The organism is Pseudomonas sp. GM48, from assembly GCF_000282335.1.
Classification (GTDB): domain Bacteria; phylum Pseudomonadota; class Gammaproteobacteria; order Pseudomonadales; family Pseudomonadaceae; genus Aquipseudomonas.
In genome coordinates this window covers 125,570-142,803 of record NZ_AKJM01000112.1, presented here as the reverse complement: position 1 = coordinate 142,803, position 17,234 = coordinate 125,570, and the positions used below count along the sequence as shown (strand labels likewise).

The following is a 17,234-nucleotide window of genomic DNA, read 5'->3' as shown; positions in this document are numbered from 1 at the left end:
GCCGAACGCAGCCTCGCGGGCTCGGCAGCTGCTACAAAGGGTGTCGCGGCTGAAATTGCTTAACTGACCCATGTCCTCTTCGGTCTTGAGGTACTCGGCAGAATCCCGGCGAGTGAATTGTTCGGTCATGGGTTTTGCTCCTGCCAGGATTTCGCAATAAGCCTGGCTTGTTTGATATCACGAGGTTGGCTGCTCAATCCGGATTTTTGATCAGTCGATGTGAGGTAGTCAGAGCCAACCATTGAAAATAGTCACGCCTGCAACGGTTCAACCTTCCTCGTCAGCAGTTCGACAAACGCCCGCGCCATCGCCGATTTCTGGTCCTTGCGCTGCACCAGCCACACCGCCGACACCGCCGCCGGATCAAGCAACGGGCGATAGACCACGCCATCAATACGCATCCGCTGATAAGACGCCGGCAACACCGAAACTCCGAGACCTGCCGCAACCAGCCCGATGATGGTCATCGCCTCACCGGCCTCCTGGGCGAAGTGCGGGCTGAAACCGGCGTCCCGGGCCAGGCTGAGCAGCTGCGCATACAGGCCACTGCCATAGCTGCGAGGGAAAAACACAAAGGGTTCGAGGGCCAGGGCAGACAGAAACAAGCCCTCTTCACTGCCATGCACCAGTGGGTGCTTGGAGCTGAGCACCGCAACCAGCGGCTCACGCATCAGCTCGACCACGCTGAGGCAGTCCGGCAGCCCGAGCGGGCGCATGATGCCGACCTCAATCGACTCGTCCACCAGCGCATCGGCCACTTGGGTGCTGCTCATTTCCCGCAGGTTCAGGTGCACCGCCGGGAAACGCTGACGAAAAGAGAAAATCGCCTGGGGAATGGTCGAGTTGAACGGGGCCGACGAGGTGAACCCGATTTTCAGCTCACCCAACTCACCCAGTTGCGCCCGTCGCGCGACATCCGCCGCTTTGTCGACCTGCGCCAGCACCAGCCGCGCCTCTTCCAGGAACAGCCGACCGGCCTCGCTCAGCTCGACCCGACGATTGGTACGCTCGAACAGCCGCGCGCCGACTTCCTGTTCCAGTGCCTGGATTTGCTGGCTCAGCGGCGGCTGGGAGATCCCCAGCACCTGTGCGGCGCGGCCGAAGTGCAGTTCTTCGGCGACGGCGATGAAGTAGCGCAGATGACGCAATTCCATGAAAACCTCATTAGGTCGTAAAAGCTATCAAACAGGTCGAACAATATATTGGATTGAATCATTAGCCAGCTATATGCTTTTTTTCATTGCCTGACCGGCTGCGTCCTCCGAGGTCCAACGTGAAAACTGCTGTCGCCCCACTCGCCCATGAAATTCCCCCCGCAGCGCAGGACGATATCGCCGTTGAGCTTGCAGAGATCTACATCGAGAAAGGCACGCCGGCGTTCATGCGCACCGTGCTGGCACTGTTCTGCGGCGGCTTCGCGACCTTCGCCCTGCTCTACTGCGTGCAACCGATGATGCCGCTGCTGTCCCACGAATATTCCATCAACGCGGCGCAAAGCAGCCTGATCCTCTCGGTGGCCACCGGCATGCTCGCTTTCGGCCTGCTGATCACTGGCCCCATCTCCGACCGCGTCGGGCGCAAACCGGTGATGGTTGCCGCGTTGTTCGCCGCCGCCCTGTGCACCATTGCCAGCGCGATGCTGCCGAGCTGGCACGCTGTGCTGGCGATGCGGGCGTTGGTGGGCCTGTCATTGAGTGGTCTGGCGGCGGTTGCCATGACGTACCTGAGTGAAGAAATCCACCCGCAGCACATCGGCCTGGCGATGGGTCTGTACATCGGCGGCAACGCGATTGGCGGGATGAGCGGACGCTTGATTACCGGGGTGTTGATCGACTTCGTCAGTTGGCACACGGCCATGCTGGTGATCGGCGGCCTGGCCCTGATTGCGGCAGCGGTGTTCTGGAAAATCCTCCCCGAGTCGCGCAACTTCCGCGCCCGCTCGCTGCACCCGCGCAGCCTGCTCGACGGCTTCACCATGCACTTTCGCGACGCCGGCCTGCCGCTGCTGTTCCTCGAAGCCTTCGTGCTGATGGGCGCGTTCGTCACGCTGTTCAACTACATCGGCTACCGCCTGCTGGCCGAGCCCTATCACATGGAGCAGGCGTTCGTCGGCATGCTCTCGGTGGTGTACCTGTCGGGTATCTACAGTTCGGCGAAAATCGGCGCCTTGGCCGACAAACTCGGTCGACGCAAAATGCTCTGGAGCACCATTGCACTGATGATCGCCGGCCTTGCCCTGACGATGTTCACACCGCTGCCACTGGTGATCATCGGCATGCTGGTGTTCACCTTCGGCTTCTTCGGTGCCCATTCGGTGGCCAGCAGCTGGATCGGCCGCCGCGCCACCAAGGCCAAGGGGCAGGCGTCGTCGCTGTACCTGTTCAGCTACTACGCCGGGTCGAGCATTGCCGGCACGGCGGGCGGCGTGTTCTGGCACTTGGCCGGATGGAACGGGATCGGGCTGTTCATCGGCACGCTGCTGGTGATTGCGCTGCTGATCGCGTTGAAGCTGGCGAAGTTGCCGCTGCTGCCACAACACACCTCGACTATCTGAGCACCAGCCGCGCCTCCAAAGCATCGTCACGTTTTTCCAGCGTCAGCGATTGCAGCACGACACCGCTGCGCTCCATGCCGTCGAGCCACTGCAACAATGTTTGTGAATCGCCATTGAGGGTCAGGCGCAACAGATCGCTGTCGGTCTCCATCTGCCGAATTTCCAGCCCTGCCGCTGCGACGCTTTCACTGATGCGCAGAGATAGCGGCTGATCGGTGTCAACGGCGACATGGCTACGCGGTTGCGCCCGTTGCAGTTGCGCGGCCAAGGCCATTTGCTGTTGATACTGTCGCTCGACGTCCTCCAGCCGTTGCCGGGTCGGCTGCCAGATCAGGCTGAAGGCCACAACCGCCAGCAAAAACACGCCCAACACCAGCAACAGTTGTTGTTCGCGCGTGGAAGTTCGCCGCCAGATCTGCTTCATGCCTCGTCCTCCATGGTGAGGGTGGCATGCACCCGATCAGCGGCTTTGTTCGCGCTATCGAGTCTGACGGGCATCCCTTGTTGTCGCCCGCGCTCACGCAACTGCTCCAGCTCGGCAAACCCGCTGGCGGTCAGCTGGATTTTCCAGCCTTCGTCTGCTCGTAACTCGATGCGCTGGACCTCGACCGGACTGGCGCCGATCACCTGCTCGATCAACCGGACCAGCCCCGCGATGCGGGTGTTTTGCGATTCGACAGGCTGGCTTTGCAGCGCCTTGAGTTGCGCGGCCATGTCGACGATGCGGCTCTGCTCAGGGTAAAGCGCCTTGAATCGCTGTTCATTTTGACTGGTGAGATGGCGCACCTCGCTGTCGAGGAAGCCGATTCGCGTTTCACTGGCGCCCCAGCTCAACAGCGCCAGCATCAACAGCACCAACCCGCCGGCACGCCAAAGCAGGGGCTTGCCCCGTGGAGCAAACGCGCCTTGCAACAGGTTGATGGCCTGGGTTGGACGACGGCTCAGGCATCGATCGATTGCAGCGGGGTCCTCACGCTCGTCCAGCCATTGCATGTCCTTGGGCAACAACGGGGTGAGCAAGGCCAGATTGTCTTGCGACAACGCCATGCGCGCCGATCGGTCTCCACCCAGCAACCAACGACCGAACCACCACACACCGCTCGGTTGATCGCCGGACAGAACATCGGCATCGACGAAAACCCCGCGCACCTCAATACCTGCCTCGCGCAGCAAAGCGAGCACGGCGGCCAACCGTTCCCGGCCAATGACCATGACCGGGTAGCAACCGTCACGATCACGAGCGCCAACACCCAGATGCACAACCTCCAGCGCTTCACTCAGTTGATCTTCCACGGCGTAGGCAATGGCCAGGGCCTGGGGCTTGCGCCGGGCCGGCCACGGGTCGCTGCGTACCCAACTGCACATTTCCATGGGCAGCAACACATCGACCGCCTGCCCCTTCAATGCCGAGGTCGCCTGATTCAGTGGCATCGGCTGGCGTTGACCGGTTTGTGACCACAGGACACAAGGCCAAAGGCTGGATGGCGCGTCCTGGCCTTCGGTGGTCAGGTAAAGCCAAGTATTCATTGCGGCCTCTCGTGACGACTCATGGGTAGAAAACGTCGTTGTAGCACCGTCAGCTGTTGAGTCTCCGGGTCGTGCCCGACATCCGTGGCCAGGTGCAGTTCGCGCCCGTCCCGGGTCACCTGCACGCTGATCCGATACCAGCGGCTACGGGTTCCAAGCCCGTGGCTGCTCAAGCCTTTCCCGGAGAGCAATGGGTTCTGTGTAAACGCCTGGACGCTCGCCCAGGGCGTCGTTGCCGCCTGGCGCGCCAGCGCATCGGCGGTCGCGGCGTCCACCTCACCGAGTGTTCTCAACAGCAGGGCCGGTGCGGTGTTGATGTTCAAGGCTGTGTCGGTGGGCAACAGCGCCACCCAAGGCTCAAGCCGCTGCAACAGGCTAGCGTCAATGCCAGGCAGCAAGCGCAACTGGCTCAGTTCCCGCAGCGGCCCGACCTGGCTCAGTTGCACCGGAGCAAGATCAAGCAGCTCAAGCAGGCGCGCCCAACGCTTGAGGGTGACCTGATCCACCTGGCCCTGGCGTAACAAAGCGTTGAGATTGAAACGCCCGGCGAGGTCATCGATATCGATGCGGATTTGCGCGTCTTCAACCTCGATTCCCGGTGCCATGGCCGTCCAGCCCTGTATCCGCTCGACGGGTTTTTCCGTGTCCTGCAACGCGTCGCGCAACAGTAACAACGCCCAGGTTTCCCCGCTCGTTGCGAGTTGGCGCAGGTGTATTTGCTGCAACTGTTGCCCGGTGCTTTGCAGCGACAGGTGATGGCTGCGCAACAAGCCCCCGGTGATCAACAGCGCCAGGCTCAGGACCAGCAAAACACTGATCAACGCAATGCCGCGTTGATGCCCGTTCATGGCAATTCACCCGGCATCGGCAATACCCGACGAATCGATTCGAAGCGCCCGACCGAGACTTGCACCTCCAGCGCCAGGGGCGCCTTCGCGTCCTGCCCGGACGACCAATGAGCAACCCAGCCGGACTGCCTGTCGAACAGACGCCAGCGCAACTCACGCACCCCTTCCAGGAGTTTTTGCCGCTGCACGAGTTCTGTGCCTTCGCCCTGGCTTTCGCGCCACAGCACGCCGCCGTCGAGTCGATAGGTCAGCGCCTGAAGCTCACTGCGCGGTTGGTCCAGAGGATTGCGCCAGTGACTGCGCTGGAACTGCAAAAGCGGCGGTGCGAGCACCATCGGCTGTGCAGTGACATGCAGCAAATCCCGCTCGATTACCGCCACCGCTCGTTGCAGGCTCCTGAGTTCTCGCTCGTGGGCCGTCGCGCCCCGTTGCACCCGCACCACGCTATCGAACAAGCCCCAACTGGCCAGCCCCAATACGGCGAAGATCGCCAGGGCGATGACCAGCTCCAGCAAGGTGAACCCGCGCTGCTTATTCATGAGCCGCCGGTATCCAGCCGCGGGCACGGTGCAACGTCTGCGTACTGTTTGCGGGGCTGACTTGAATGTCGACCTGGAGCAAACGTGGATCACCGATGGCGCTGATGTGTTGATGCAACACCCAGTCGCGCTGATCCATGGACACCACCTGCTGTTGCCGGCCGGCCGCCAATCCGGCTTGCAGGCGCAACTCGTTCAACCGGTTGTCCGCCAGCCACGTTGCGAACAGTCGCGCCTCAACGGCGCCGCGCTGTTTGACCACGTATTGACTGGCTGACAACACGGCAGCCGCCAGGGTCGCGAAGACCGCCAGCGCCACCATGATTTCCAGCAGCGTGAAACCGCCCATGGACGACAAGGATCGCCGGCTAGCCATCGATCACCACCTCGCCGATGCCATCGCCGGACAGGCTCAACCAGGTCCTGTTGCCGGACTCGAAGGTCAGCGTGAAGGCGCTGGTTTCATCGTTGCTGAGCAGCAGCAACTGCGGCGGACCTTCGTCAGCGTCCAGCCCTACCGCATAGCCGTCCTGCTGAAAACGTACTCGCACGCTCAGGGGCCAGTCAGTCAGCACCTTCACCGGCTCCCATCCACGAACACTGAGATGCATCACCCGGTAGCCTTCGGCACTCAGCCGCAGGCCATACTCCTGGCCCTCGAACACCGCACGCTCACGCAACTGATGAATCACCTGCACCATCGCCTCGGCTTCCTGTCTGACCTGGCGCGCGGGACTGCCCCCACCGACGAGGCTCACCATGCCCAGCAAAACGCCGACCACGACCATCACGATCATCAATTCCAGCAAGGTAAACCCCCGGCAGCGGTAACCCACGGATCAATGGCCCCAATTGCCGATTTCTGCTGCAAACCCTTCACCGCCGGCTACGCCATCGGCACCCAGGGAATACAGGTCGTAAGTGCCATCCGCCGAGCGCACACCCGGATTGAGGTACTGGTAAGGCGTGCTCCACGGGTCGACCGGCATGCTCTTGAGGTAACCCTGAGGGTTCCAGCCGCGTGCCGCGGGCAGTCCGGAAGGACGTTTGACCAACGCTTCCAGGCCTTGCTGGGTCGAAGGGTAATGGGCGTTGTCGAGGCGATACATTTCCAGGGCGGTGGCGATGGCCTGGATATCGATTCTGGCGGCAGTGACCTTGGCCTGATCGGGACGGCTCATGAACTGTGGCACCACGATTGCCCCCAGCACACCGATGATGACCACCACCACCATGATTTCGATCAGGGTAAAACCGCGCTGACGCGACACCGTGCCCGTGGCGAGGGAGCTTGTCGGATCGCCGCACCGTCCCTTTTCGGGGCCGCTGCGCGCCCCAACGGGAGCAAGCTCCCTCGCCACGGGTTTCCGTTCGTCTCGACATTGTCTTGATGGGTCAGCATGGCACCGGGAACGGAGGATTTTATGGACAGGTTGCATGGATCAATTCACCAATTGGTTGAGGCTGAGAATCGGGAGCAGGATGGCCATGACGATCAGCAGTACGACACCGCCCATCAGCACCAGCATGGCCGGTTCGAACAGGCTCACCACCAGCGCAATGCGTGCGGCGAGGCTGCTTTCCTGTTGTTCGGCGGCCCGGGCCAACATGCGGTCGAGTTCGCCGGCACGTTCGCCGCTGGCGATCATGTGCAGCATCATCGGCGGGATATCGCCGCTCAGTTCCAGGCCACGGGTCAGCGTTCCGCCTTCGCGGACCGAGCGGGCGACATCGACCATCCGCGCACGGATGGTCAGGTTGCCGATGACCGCGGCGGCAATTTCCAGTGCATCCACCAACGGCACGGCACTTTTGCCGAGAATGGCCAAGGTGCTGGCAAACCGCGCCGCTTCCATGGCACGCAACACCTCGCCGATGACAGGCGCGTCAAGCACCCAACGATGCCAGCGCAGCCGCCATTGTGGCTGCTGCCAGCTCCAGCGCCACAGGCCGAACAGCATCGCCAGCACGCTGATCAACAACAGGAAATGGTTGCGCAGGCCGTTGCTCACGCTAATCAGTGCCTGGGTCAGCCAGGGCAACGGCTGGCCGCTGTCGACGAAGATCTTCACCACATCCGGCACCACATAACCGAGCAGAAAACCGACGATCGCTACGCTGGCCAACATCAGGACCAACGGGTACACCAGGGCCATCTGGATTTTTTGCCGCGAGGCCTGACGCGCCTGGGTGTAGGTCGCCAGTTGCTCCAGCACATGGCCCAAATGCCCCGAACGTTCGCCGGCGGCCACGGTGGCGCGAAACAGTTCGGGGAAAGCCCTGGGAAATTGTCCCAGTGCCGAGGCCAGTGCATGCCCCTCCATCACCCGGCTCCTGACCGCCGACAACAGACCTGCGACCCTGGATTTCGAGCTTTGCCTGGCCACCGCTTCGAGCGCTTCTTCCAGGGGCAGTCCGGCCTGAACCAGCGTTGACAGTTGCAACGTCAACAACGCCAGATCAGCAGCGCTCAGGCGTCCGCCACGCGATGGTTTGCCTGCACCGCTGCCGGCGCTAACCTCGATCAAGACACGCGGCCACAGTCCACGCTCGCGCAACAACTGTCGCGCATGGCGGGGGCCATCGGCCTCCAGGCGCCCCTTGCAGGAGCGTCCCCGGGTATCGTGGGCGCGGTAGTCGAAGGTCGGCACCGCTCAGTTCTCCTGCGTCACACGCAGCAACTCATCGAGGCTGGTCAATCCGTCCAGCACCCGCTGGCATCCGTCCTGGAACAGGCTGCCGGAGACCTTGCGCGCTTCGTCGACCAGGATTTGCTCACGGGCGCCCTGATGGATCAGCGCCGAGATGGCAGGCGTCACGCTGATCAGTTCGTAAATGCCGATGCGCCCGCGGTAGCCGTGCTGGCACTGCTCACAACCCGAGGCTTTGAACAGGGTGTGCTGCGTGGCCGTGTCGAGCCCCAGGCGCTGGCAGGCCACCGCATCAGCGATGTACGAAACCTTGCAACGGGGGCACAAGGTGCGCAGCAGGCGCTGGGCCACAATGCCCACCAGCGAGGACGCCAGCAGATAGGCATCGACGCCCATGTCGACCAGCCGCGTGACGGCGCCGGCCGCGCTGTTGGTATGCAAGGTCGACAGCACCAGATGCCCGGTCAAAGAGGCCTGGACAGCGATTTCGGCGGTTTCGCGGTCGCGGATTTCGCCGACCATCACCACGTCCGGGTCCTGGCGCAGAATCGCCCGCAGGCCACGGGCAAAGGTCATGTCGACTTTCGAATTGACCGGCATCTGGCCCACACCCGGCAGGTGATATTCGATCGGGTCTTCGACCGTGAGAATGTTGCGGGTCTGGTCATTCAGACTGCTCAACGCGGCGTACAGGCTGGTGGTCTTGCCGGAGCCGGTTGGCCCGGTCACCAACAGGATGCCGTGGGGTTTGCCCAACAACTGGCGCAGGGCCGCGAGGGTAGCGTCCGGCATGCCCAGCCGATGCAGGTCCAGGCGCCCGGCCTGCTTGTCGAGCAGGCGCAGCACCACCCGTTCACCGTGGGCCGAAGGCAGTGTCGAGACCCGCACATCGACTTCATGTCCGGCCAGGCGCAAGGCCATTCGCCCGTCCTGGGGCACGCGTTTTTCCGCGATGTCCAGGCGCGCCATGACCTTGATCCGCGACACCAGCAGCGTCGCCAGTTCGCGCTTGGGCCGGAGCATTTCACGCAGCTGGCCATCGACCCGCATACGCACCGACAGGTACTGCTCGAAGGTTTCCAGGTGCACGTCCGAGGCGTGTTCGCGCACGGCTTCACCGAGCAGCGCGTTGATCAGGCGAATGATCGGCGCATCGCCCTGTTGCTCCAGCAGGTCGGCGGTTTGCGGCACCTGATCGACCAGGCTGAGCAAGTCCAGTTCTTCGTCCAGCCCTTGGGCTACCTGCTCCACCGCGCTTTGTCCCTCGCGATAGGCTGCCGCCAGGCGTGAGGCGTATTCATCGGCGTCGACGATGACAAACGGCAGCGTCGGCCCGCACACCCGGCGCGCTTCCGCCAATGCGCTGAGCGATGCATCGCTGCGCAGGGCAAGGCGCAGATCGTCGCCATCACGCTCGAGCAACACACCAAAACGCCGGGCGAAGCCGAAGGGCAATTGCTCGCTGAATTCGCCCATGGATTTACTGCGCCTTGCCGCGCAAGTCGAACACTGGTGCGGCGCTGGCCGGCTCGAACAACCCGCGTGCCTCGGATGGCAGCAACAACGAGTTGTTTTCCCCCGCCCCTGATTTGCTCAGGTCACGCAGCGCGTTGTAGCGCTGCTGGCTGACTTGGGACAGGTCTTCCTTGCTGCGCACAATGGTCGGGCGCAAGAACACCATCAGATTGCTTTTGGTCTGGGTGTCGCGGCTCCAGCGGAACATCGCGCCGAGGTAGGGAATGTCCCGCAACAGCGGCACGCCGCTTTTCTGGGTGCGCACGCTGTCGCGGATCAGGCCGCCGATCACGATGATTTCGCCATCGTCGGCGAGGATGGTGCTTTTGAGCGCTCGCTTGTTGGTGATCAGGTCCGAGGAGTCGATGCCCGACACTGAAGGGGCGATGTCCGACACTTCCTGCTCGACCTCCAGGCGCAACGTCGAGCCTTCGTTGATGTAAGGCTTGATCTTCAGGCTGATGCCGACATCCTTGCGCTCGACTGTGGTGAACGGATTCTCCGCGCCGTTGCTGTTGGTGGCGTAGGAACCAGTCTTGAACGGCACGTTCTGGCCGACGATGATTTCCGCTTCCTGATTGTCCAGGGTCAACAGGCTCGGCGTGGACAGCAGGTTGCTGTGGGTGTTGCTGGCCAGGGCCGAAATCAGCGCGCCGAAGCGGTCACTGCCCAGTTGCAGGATCGCCCCTTCCGGCGCCGATAGTTTCTCGTCGAACTTCAACCCGCCGACAATCGGAATGTCGGTGCCGGGAAAGTTGATGAAGCCCTTGGCATCGCCCGTGTTGAGGTTCCACTGCACTCCGACGGCCTCGGCGATGTCGCCGGAGATTTCGACGATGGCGGCATGGATCAACACCTGGGCCCGCGGCTGGTCCAGCTGGCGCACGATGCTTTCGATGGTCCGCACCTGTGCCGGATCGGCAATCAGCACCAGCGCATTCTGGCTCTCGTCAGCCTTGATCATGAAGGTTGCGCCGCCCGACATGTCCTTGGTGCCGCCCATGGCGGGCGCCTGTTTTCTGCCCTGTCCCATCGACTCCAGAATCTCGGCCAACTGCCTGGCATCGCTGTGACGCAGGCGAATCACCCGGGCGTTGTCGAGGGTCGTGGTGGCCGGCGTGTCGAGACCACGGGCCAGCTCGATCAAGCGCTGGCGAACGACCGACGGGCCCATGAAAATCAGGCGATTGGTCCGGGTGTCAGCCAGTACCTGTATCGCTGACTCGGCATTGCGCTTGCCCATTGAGGCCTCGATCACCGGCGCAAGATCGCCCGCTTGAGCATGGTTGAGCTGAATCACCGCGTGCAGGTTGTTCTGGCCCGAGTCCAGTTCGCGGATCACCCGGGCGATGCGTTTCACGTTGGCGGCCGTATCGGTCAGTACCAACGCGTTGGCCGACACTGAAGGACCGACATAACCATTGGCAGAGACCAGCGGTCGCACCAGCCCGGCAATATCGGAGGCGCTGCCGGTGTTCAAGCCGATGACTTCGGTCACGAACTGCGATGCCGTGGTGGTTTTTACCGTGCCCTGACCGGCGCGGGTCCTGGCCTCGGCGACCGGGGTGATGAGAATCCGGTCGCCCTCATCGATCACCGTAAAGTGGTGGGCGTCGAGCACCGAATAGAACAACCGACGCACCCCTTCACGATCGAGGGCCTGCCGAGACATGACGGTGATACGGCCGGAAACCTTGGGGTCCAGTACCACGGTGGTTCCCAGAATGCCGGAGATCTCTTCGACGATGTCGCGCAGCTCAGCGTTATTCATCGCCAACTGCCATTTTTCTTCCTCGGCTTGAAGTGCGCCGTGGGAAAGCGTTACTGCCATGGCGACGAAAAGAAGCACCGGCCGCAGTGCTTGTGCACCGAGAAAGCTTTTCATGAACTTGATCACTCTGTCGGCCCGGACAACGGGCTAAAAAAACGCGGAGAAGCACTGGGCACTTGCGGCTTGCCGTGGGGGTCGAGCCGTTGCAGAAAACCCGTGACAGGAGGCTGGAGCGTCAATAGTTCCTCTCGGCCCTTGCTCCACAACACAGCATGCTCGACCTCGACGCGACGCAAGACGCTGCCACCCGGCAAGCGCTCGCCGACCTGGTAGATGCGCGCGCCCTGCGAGTCAGCCAGCAACACCCGGGACAAACCGTGGCGAACGACAAAGCTCGCCTGCAAGGTCAACGGTTCGGCGCTTGGCAGCCGTTCGGCGCCAGTCGTCAGGCCGAGCACCGTTGCAACTGCCGTTGTGTCGAGCGCTTGACGGGGGGCGGGAACGATCCGCGGTGTTTCGACCAGCATTGGTGTGGTCAGCTGTTGGCGATAGCGCCACTCTTGCCAGCCCAAAAATGCCCCGTAGACCAGCGGCACAATCAGCAGGCTCGCCTTGCACAGACGCAAAGCAAGACCGCGCAAACCCTCGAGTGAAAACTTCAGCATGGGCTCACTCGAGTCGCCCGGATGCAGGCCTGCCGCACAGCCGCAAAGACATCCGTCGCAACACCCGATGGTTGCAGGCCTCATGCACGATGACGGCGCCGATGTGCGCGGCAATCAACAGTGACAGCACCACACACGCCCAGATGTGAACTGTGACGAACAGGGCTATCAGTCGTGGATCGCTTAACGGCTGAGCGATTTCGATAACCCCGAATACATCGATCGGGCGATCCATCATCAACACGCCGGTCACCAGAACGGCACCGACGAGGAGGTAAATCAATGAGTGCGCAAACAACACGAGCACTTCAACAAGCGACAACGACCTCATACCCGAAAAACCGGTATGAGTGAAAAACAGAAACAGGCGCCACACATAGAACGGTATGAACACTGTCGTCAGCGAAACATTGAAGAATGCAACTGACTCCTTGATGTGCGCTGACACCTCGAAACCGGCCACAAAAAAACCAGACAGCAAGGTCCACAGGATCACCGCCGCAGACAACCAATGCAGCAGCACGCGCTGTCTGGAATAACCCGAAACCGTCATTTTCAACTCGATCAACGTCAGAGGAATAAACCTTCAGGCGATCGGCTAACGATCGCCTGAAGTGCTACAAGGGGGACTTACAACTTGTCCCACGCCATGTGCCAGTGAGCACCGACACCCGGTTCAAACCCGTTGGCGTCGGGGCTGTACTGCTTGCAGTAACCCGACGCAGGGAAAGGCTTGCACTCGAAGACTTCGTTGGTCTTCGGTTGCAGAACTTTGGTACCCGCGGTGTAGCCACTGAAGCCTTCAGGGAACACAAAATCGTATTCCACGCCCGCGCCTTCACCGGTCAGTTGGGTGGTCTGGGTGTCCTGACGTGTGGTGCGGCCATCCAGGGTGGTGCCGACCAGGGTCAGGGTGTGCGCGCCCGGGTTGCTGCGCACATCCATGGACAGCCAGGTGGAACCGCTGGCCACCTGAGCCGAAGTGGTTCCCACTGGCTTGTTGCTCTGATCGAGCAAGGTCGCTTCGACGTTCATCGCACGGTTCGCGATCATGCTGAACTCGACCTTGGCCTGGCCTTTATCCAGAACGTATTCGGCTTGCTGCGAGGCCACCGACATGCGAGCCGCGGCGTCTTCCTTCATGTCCAGCTGCACTTCGTAGCGCACTACGCCGCTTTCTTTTTGTGCGTAGAGACTGTTGGTGCCTTTGACCGGCTCGACATTGCCGCTCTCGTCACGGATACCGGCGCGAACGAGGGTGTGGGTCTGGTTGATTTTTTCTGCCAGCTTGAACGACCAGTTTTGCGGCGCGCCTTCTTCAGCGTTATCGATGCTGACTTCGACGCTGTATTCCGGGCTCTCGCCATTGGCGGTGAACGCACGGGCCTTGACCTTGTCACCCACCAGCAACGCGGTGGAAGGCGCGATGCTGCCCACGGAGGTCCAGCCACCCGGCAACTCTGCTTCGGCAAGAATGTTGACATCCGCCGCGTTGTAGAACGCGGCAACGGTATCGCCCACGGTCCAGATCGCCAGGATCACGTGATGGCCGGACTTGTCTGCCGGGATGGTGCAGTTGTGTTTGGCACCGGACACAGGCAACTGGTTGCCGCCGTCGATGGTGCAGAACGGTGTGCTTTCGAACGTGATGCGCTTGAGCGATTCGTTCGGGTTCCAGCCGTTGCGAGTGATGAAATACTCGTGCTTGGTGGCTGGGTGAATGGCGGTGTAACGCCATTGGAAATCAATGTTGCGATCCTTGATTTCCGTCAGGTGCCAACGGGTGGCGGACTGTGCGTCCATGGCAGAGAACAGCGAGTGACCACCGCTGGCGATCTTGCCATCGACCGGCCCCTGCAAGGGAGCACCGCCAACGCCGGCCGGAAAGCCTTTGAAGGTTTCACCGACACTCTGCGGCTCGTATTGCGCGCCACCGCAGTTGGTGTTCAAACCTATCTGGCAAGCCAATGCGCGTGAAGGCGGCACTTCCAGGTAGCCGTGGGCGGAAACGGTTTGAGAGGCCAGCATTGCCGATAACAGGATCATCGATGAAGTGCAGGTCGTCAGGGCACTTCTTTTATCAAATGTAATTTTCATGATGTGTTCCAGACTGCTTATCGAAAACAAGGCGCCTTGCAGGCGGCGATGTTTACTTCGTTACTGTTCAGCGTTGTCCTGAACAGGGGGGCTGGAACCTTACTGGGATGGCGAAAAGTTCTATGTAGGACTAATCATCAAGCCGGGCGGGAATAGTCTGCGCGCTCGTTTTTCCGACAAAGAAAGAAAACACTCTTACAGGAAGAAACGCTTTATCCGGGCAATGTTTCTGCAGGACATAAAAAAGCCTGTCCGGCACAAGGCGGGACAGGCTTCTGGAAAACGGCGTTGGCCGTTATTCGTGATATTGCGCCGACAATTCATGCACGGCACGCAGGAAAGCACCGGCGTGTTCCGGATCGACTTCCGGCGTAATGCCATGACCGAGGTTGAACACGTGGCCGCTGCCTTTGCCGTAGCTGGCGAGAATACGCCCGACTTCAGCGCGAATGGCTTCCGGTTTGGCGTAGAGCACGGTCGGGTCCATGTTGCCTTGCAGCGCGACCTTGTCGCCGACACGGGCGCGGGCGTTGCCGATGTCGCAGGTCCAGTCCAGGCCCAATGCATCGGCGCCGGCCTCGGCAATGCTCTCCAGCCACAGGCCGCCGTTTTTGGTGAACAGGATGACCGGCACCTTGCGACCATCGTGCTCGCGGATCAGGCCGCTGACGATTTTGCGCATGTAGGCCAGGGAGAATTCCTGGTAGGCCGCTGCCGACAGGTTGCCGCCCCAGGTGTCGAAAATCTGCACCGCTTGTGCACCGGCCATGATCTGGCCATTGAGGTAACTGGTGACCGACTGCGCGAGTTTATCCAGCAGCAGGTGCATGGCTTGCGGGTTGTCGTAGAGCATGGACTTGGTTTTGCGGAAGTCTTTCGACGAGCCGCCTTCGACCATGTAAGTGGCCAGGGTCCACGGGCTGCCGGAGAAGCCGATCAATGGCACACGGCCGTTCAGCTCGCGGCGGATGGTGCTGACCGCGTCCATCACGTAGCCCAGGTCTTTCTGCGGATCGGGAATCGGCAGGGCTTCGATATCGGCCAGGGTGCTGACGACTTTTTTGAAGCGCGGCCCTTCGCCGGTTTCGAAGTACAGGCCTTGGCCCATGGCATCCGGGATGGTCAGGATGTCGGAGAAGAGGATCGCCGCATCCAGTTCTGGATAGCGGTCGAGCGGCTGCATCGTGACTTCGCAAGCGAACGCCGGGTTCATGCACAGGCTCATGAAATCGCCGGCCTTGCCACGGCTGGCGCGGTATTCAGGCAGGTAGCGACCGGCCTGACGCATCATCCACACAGGGGTGACGTCTACGGGTTGCTTGAGCAGGGCGCGGAGAAAACGGTCGTTCTTCAGGGCAGTCATGTCGGCATCCGGAAAAAAAGTGCGGGTATTTTCTCAGAGCCGGGCGCAAAAGGCACGGCAAGAGCGGAGCTCTTTTGTCTATCGGGTCAATTTGTCGCAATGAAATACAGAGTTTAGCAACACCGCGAAACAACTGTGGGAGCGGGCTTGCTCGCGAATTCGGTGTGCCTGTCAATATTGCGTCGACTGACACTCCCTCTTCGCGAGCAAGCCCGCTCCCACATTTTGACCGCACTCCATTTCTGGAAAGTGGTCAGACGCCCAGGTAATCCAGGATCCCTTCAGCTGCATTGCGGCCTTCGAAGATCGCCGTCACCACCAGGTCAGAGCCGCGCACCATGTCGCCACCGGCAAAGATTTTCGGGTTGCTGGTCTGGTGCTTGTACTGGCCTTGTTCCGGCGCCACAACGCGGCCCTGGCTGTCGGTCTGGATCTCGAACTGTTCAAACCACGGCGCCGGGCTTGGGCGGAAACCGAAAGCGATGACCACGGCGTCGGCCGGGATGATCTCTTCGGAGCCCGGGATCGGCTCGGGGCTGCGCCGGCCACGGGCGTCCGGCTCGCCGAGACGGGTCTCGACCACCTTCACGCCTTCGACCTTGTCCTCACCGACAATCGCGATCGGCTGGCGGTTATAGAGGAACTTCACGCCTTCTTCCTTGGCGTTCTTCACCTCTTTGCGCGAGCCTGGCATGTTCGCTTCGTCACGACGATAAGCGCAGGTCACCGACTTGGCGCCCTGGCGGATCGACGTACGGTTGCAGTCCATCGCCGTGTCGCCGCCGCCCAGGACCACGACCTTTTTGCCTTTCATGTCGACGAAATCTTCCGGCGACTTTTCAAAGCCCAGGTTGCGGTTGACGTTGGCAATCAGGAAGTCCAGCGCGTCGTACACGCCCGGCAGGTCTTCACCGGCAAAACCGCCCTTCATGTAGGTGTAGGTGCCCATGCCCATGAATACTGCATCGTATTCTTCGAGCAGTTGCTCCATGGTCACGTCCTTGCCCACCTCGGTGTTGAGGCGGAACTCGATGCCCATGCCGCTGAAAACTTCGCGACGATTGCTCAGTACGGTCTTTTCCAGCTTGAACTCGGGGATGCCGAAGGTCAGCAGGCCACCGATTTCGGGGTTCTTGTCGAACACCACCGGGGTCACGCCGCCACGTACCAGCACGTCGGCGCAACCCAGGCCCGCAGGCCCGGCACCGATGATCGCGACACGCTTGCCGGTCGGTTTGACCTTGGACATGTCCGGGCGCCAGCCCATGGCGAACGCGGTGTCGGTGATGTACTTCTCCACCGAACCGATGGTCACCGCGCCGAAGCCGTCGTTGAGGGTGCAGGCACCCTCGCACAGACGGTCCTGCGGACACACCCGGCCGCAGACTTCCGGCAGCGTGTTGGTCTGGTGTGACAGCTCGGCGGCGGCGAGGATGTTGCCCTCGGCCACCAGTTTCAGCCAGTTGGGAATGAAGTTGTGCACCGGGCACTTCCATTCGCAATACGGGTTACCGCAACCCAGGCAGCGGTGGGCCTGGTCGGCCGACTGCTGGGGTTTGAAGGGTTCGTAGATTTCCACGAACTCTTTCTTGCGTTGACGCAACAGTTTCTTCTTCGGATCCTTGCGCCCGACCTCGATGAACTGGAAGTCATTATTCAGACGTTCAGCCATTTTAAAACCTCATCAAACTCTTCAGGCGCATA

Annotated in this window: 17 protein-coding genes; 1 reads left to right on the top strand and 16 read right to left on the bottom strand. The window is 61.4% G+C overall.

The genetic code is table 11. From position 1 onward, the window contains the following. Window positions 1–251 precede the first annotated feature (251 nt). Window positions 252–1,154 carry a LysR family transcriptional regulator gene (locus PMI28_RS08755; RefSeq protein ID WP_007989356.1) on the bottom strand — a complete coding sequence of 301 codons (903 nt, stop codon included), beginning with the start codon at window positions 1,152–1,154 and terminating at the stop codon, window positions 252–254. Between the two features lie 119 nt (window positions 1,155–1,273). Here PMI28_RS08755 and PMI28_RS08760 point away from each other — a divergent pair, with 119 nt between their 5' ends. Next, window positions 1,274–2,554 carry an MFS transporter gene (locus tag PMI28_RS08760; RefSeq protein WP_007989354.1) on the top strand — a complete coding sequence of 427 codons (1,281 nt, stop codon included), beginning with the start codon at window positions 1,274–1,276 and terminating at the stop codon, window positions 2,552–2,554. On the opposite strand, the gene gspM is transcribed toward PMI28_RS08760, so the two are convergent. The 15 genes from gspM to PMI28_RS08835 all read right to left on the bottom strand — a co-directional run bounded on the left by gspM (window position 2,547) and on the right by PMI28_RS08835 (window position 17,202). Further along, complete coding sequence (gene gspM / locus PMI28_RS08765) at window positions 2,547–2,978, bottom strand: type II secretion system protein GspM (protein ID WP_007989353.1); 432 nt, start codon at window positions 2,976–2,978, stop codon at window positions 2,547–2,549. The two genes, PMI28_RS08760 and gspM, sit on opposite strands and share 8 nt — an antisense overlap. Continuing rightward, entirely contained in the window at window positions 2,975–4,081 is a 1,107-nt protein-coding gene (gene gspL, locus PMI28_RS08770; RefSeq protein ID WP_007989351.1) for a type II secretion system protein GspL, read from the bottom strand. Before gspL ends, gspM begins: the two co-directional genes overlap by 4 nt. After that, a complete protein-coding gene (locus tag PMI28_RS08775; RefSeq protein ID WP_007989350.1) occupies window positions 4,078–4,929 on the bottom strand; it encodes a type II secretion system protein GspK in 852 nt (283 codons plus the stop codon). Before PMI28_RS08775 ends, gspL begins: the two co-directional genes overlap by 4 nt. Then, complete coding sequence (locus tag PMI28_RS08780) at window positions 4,926–5,468, bottom strand: type II secretion system protein GspJ (RefSeq protein WP_007989348.1); 543 nt, start codon at window positions 5,466–5,468, stop codon at window positions 4,926–4,928. Before PMI28_RS08780 ends, PMI28_RS08775 begins: the two co-directional genes overlap by 4 nt. Next, entirely contained in the window at window positions 5,461–5,844 is a 384-nt protein-coding gene (gene gspI, locus PMI28_RS08785) for a type II secretion system minor pseudopilin GspI (RefSeq protein WP_007989347.1), read from the bottom strand. The genes PMI28_RS08780 and gspI overlap by 8 nt, the downstream gene beginning before the upstream one ends. Then, window positions 5,837–6,304 carry a type II secretion system minor pseudopilin GspH gene (gene gspH / locus PMI28_RS08790; protein WP_007989345.1) on the bottom strand — a complete coding sequence of 156 codons (468 nt, stop codon included), beginning with the start codon at window positions 6,302–6,304 and terminating at the stop codon, window positions 5,837–5,839. Before gspH ends, gspI begins: the two co-directional genes overlap by 8 nt. Window positions 6,305–6,307: 3 nt before the next feature. Further along, window positions 6,308–6,739, bottom strand: a complete 432-nt coding sequence (gspG, locus tag PMI28_RS08795; RefSeq protein ID WP_033063500.1) for a type II secretion system major pseudopilin GspG — start codon at window positions 6,737–6,739, stop codon at window positions 6,308–6,310. A gap of 171 nt (window positions 6,740–6,910) precedes the next feature. After that, window positions 6,911–8,119, bottom strand: a complete 1,209-nt coding sequence (gspF, locus tag PMI28_RS08800) for a type II secretion system inner membrane protein GspF (RefSeq protein ID WP_007989342.1) — start codon at window positions 8,117–8,119, stop codon at window positions 6,911–6,913. Between the two features lie 3 nt (window positions 8,120–8,122). Next, window positions 8,123–9,595 carry a type II secretion system ATPase GspE gene (gspE, locus tag PMI28_RS08805; RefSeq protein WP_007989339.1) on the bottom strand — a complete coding sequence of 491 codons (1,473 nt, stop codon included), beginning with the start codon at window positions 9,593–9,595 and terminating at the stop codon, window positions 8,123–8,125. A 4-nt stretch (window positions 9,596–9,599) separates the two neighbouring features. Beyond that, window positions 9,600–11,519, bottom strand: coding sequence for a type II secretion system secretin GspD (gspD, locus tag PMI28_RS08810; protein ID WP_007989337.1), 1,920 nt, complete (start codon window positions 11,517–11,519; stop codon window positions 9,600–9,602). Between the two features lie 8 nt (window positions 11,520–11,527). Further along, window positions 11,528–12,070, bottom strand: a complete 543-nt coding sequence (locus PMI28_RS08815; RefSeq protein WP_007989336.1) for a hypothetical protein — start codon at window positions 12,068–12,070, stop codon at window positions 11,528–11,530. A gap of 4 nt (window positions 12,071–12,074) precedes the next feature. Then, on the bottom strand, window positions 12,075–12,623 hold the full coding sequence (locus PMI28_RS08820; protein WP_007989335.1) for a cytochrome b: 549 nt from the start codon (window positions 12,621–12,623) through the stop codon (window positions 12,075–12,077). A 77-nt stretch (window positions 12,624–12,700) separates the two neighbouring features. Further along, complete coding sequence (gbpA, locus tag PMI28_RS08825; protein WP_007989333.1) at window positions 12,701–14,167, bottom strand: N-acetylglucosamine-binding protein GbpA; 1,467 nt, start codon at window positions 14,165–14,167, stop codon at window positions 12,701–12,703. Between the two features lie 295 nt (window positions 14,168–14,462). Then, complete coding sequence (hemE, locus tag PMI28_RS08830) at window positions 14,463–15,530, bottom strand: uroporphyrinogen decarboxylase (protein ID WP_007989332.1); 1,068 nt, start codon at window positions 15,528–15,530, stop codon at window positions 14,463–14,465. A gap of 253 nt (window positions 15,531–15,783) precedes the next feature. After that, window positions 15,784–17,202, bottom strand: coding sequence for an FAD-dependent oxidoreductase (locus tag PMI28_RS08835; protein WP_007989329.1), 1,419 nt, complete (start codon window positions 17,200–17,202; stop codon window positions 15,784–15,786). Window positions 17,203–17,234: the final 32 nt, after the last annotated feature.

What these genes read in the sequence shown, in the direction of transcription:
- PMI28_RS08820 (WP_007989335.1), bottom strand. Translation starts at nt 12,623, where the DNA reads ATGACGGTTTCGGGTTATTCCAGACAGCGCGTGCTGCTGCATTGGTTG.
- PMI28_RS08815 (WP_007989336.1), bottom strand. Translation starts at nt 12,070, where the DNA reads ATGCTGAAGTTTTCACTCGAGGGTTTGCGCGGTCTTGCTTTGCGTCTG.
- PMI28_RS08775 (WP_007989350.1), bottom strand. Translation starts at nt 4,929, where the DNA reads ATGAACGGGCATCAACGCGGCATTGCGTTGATCAGTGTTTTGCTGGTC.
- gspE (WP_007989339.1), bottom strand. Translation starts at nt 9,595, where the DNA reads ATGGGCGAATTCAGCGAGCAATTGCCCTTCGGCTTCGCCCGGCGTTTT.
- PMI28_RS08780 (WP_007989348.1), bottom strand. Translation starts at nt 5,468, where the DNA reads ATGAATAAGCAGCGCGGGTTCACCTTGCTGGAGCTGGTCATCGCCCTG.
- hemE (WP_007989332.1), bottom strand. Translation starts at nt 15,530, where the DNA reads ATGACTGCCCTGAAGAACGACCGTTTTCTCCGCGCCCTGCTCAAGCAA.
- gspI (WP_007989347.1), bottom strand. Translation starts at nt 5,844, where the DNA reads ATGGCTAGCCGGCGATCCTTGTCGTCCATGGGCGGTTTCACGCTGCTG.
- gspD (WP_007989337.1), bottom strand. Translation starts at nt 11,519, where the DNA reads ATGAAAAGCTTTCTCGGTGCACAAGCACTGCGGCCGGTGCTTCTTTTC.
- PMI28_RS08835 (WP_007989329.1), bottom strand. Translation starts at nt 17,202, where the DNA reads ATGGCTGAACGTCTGAATAATGACTTCCAGTTCATCGAGGTCGGGCGC.
- PMI28_RS08755 (WP_007989356.1), bottom strand. Translation starts at nt 1,154, where the DNA reads ATGGAATTGCGTCATCTGCGCTACTTCATCGCCGTCGCCGAAGAACTG.
- gspM (WP_007989353.1), bottom strand. Translation starts at nt 2,978, where the DNA reads ATGAAGCAGATCTGGCGGCGAACTTCCACGCGCGAACAACAACTGTTG.
- gspL (WP_007989351.1), bottom strand. Translation starts at nt 4,081, where the DNA reads ATGAATACTTGGCTTTACCTGACCACCGAAGGCCAGGACGCGCCATCC.
- gbpA (WP_007989333.1), bottom strand. Translation starts at nt 14,167, where the DNA reads ATGAAAATTACATTTGATAAAAGAAGTGCCCTGACGACCTGCACTTCA.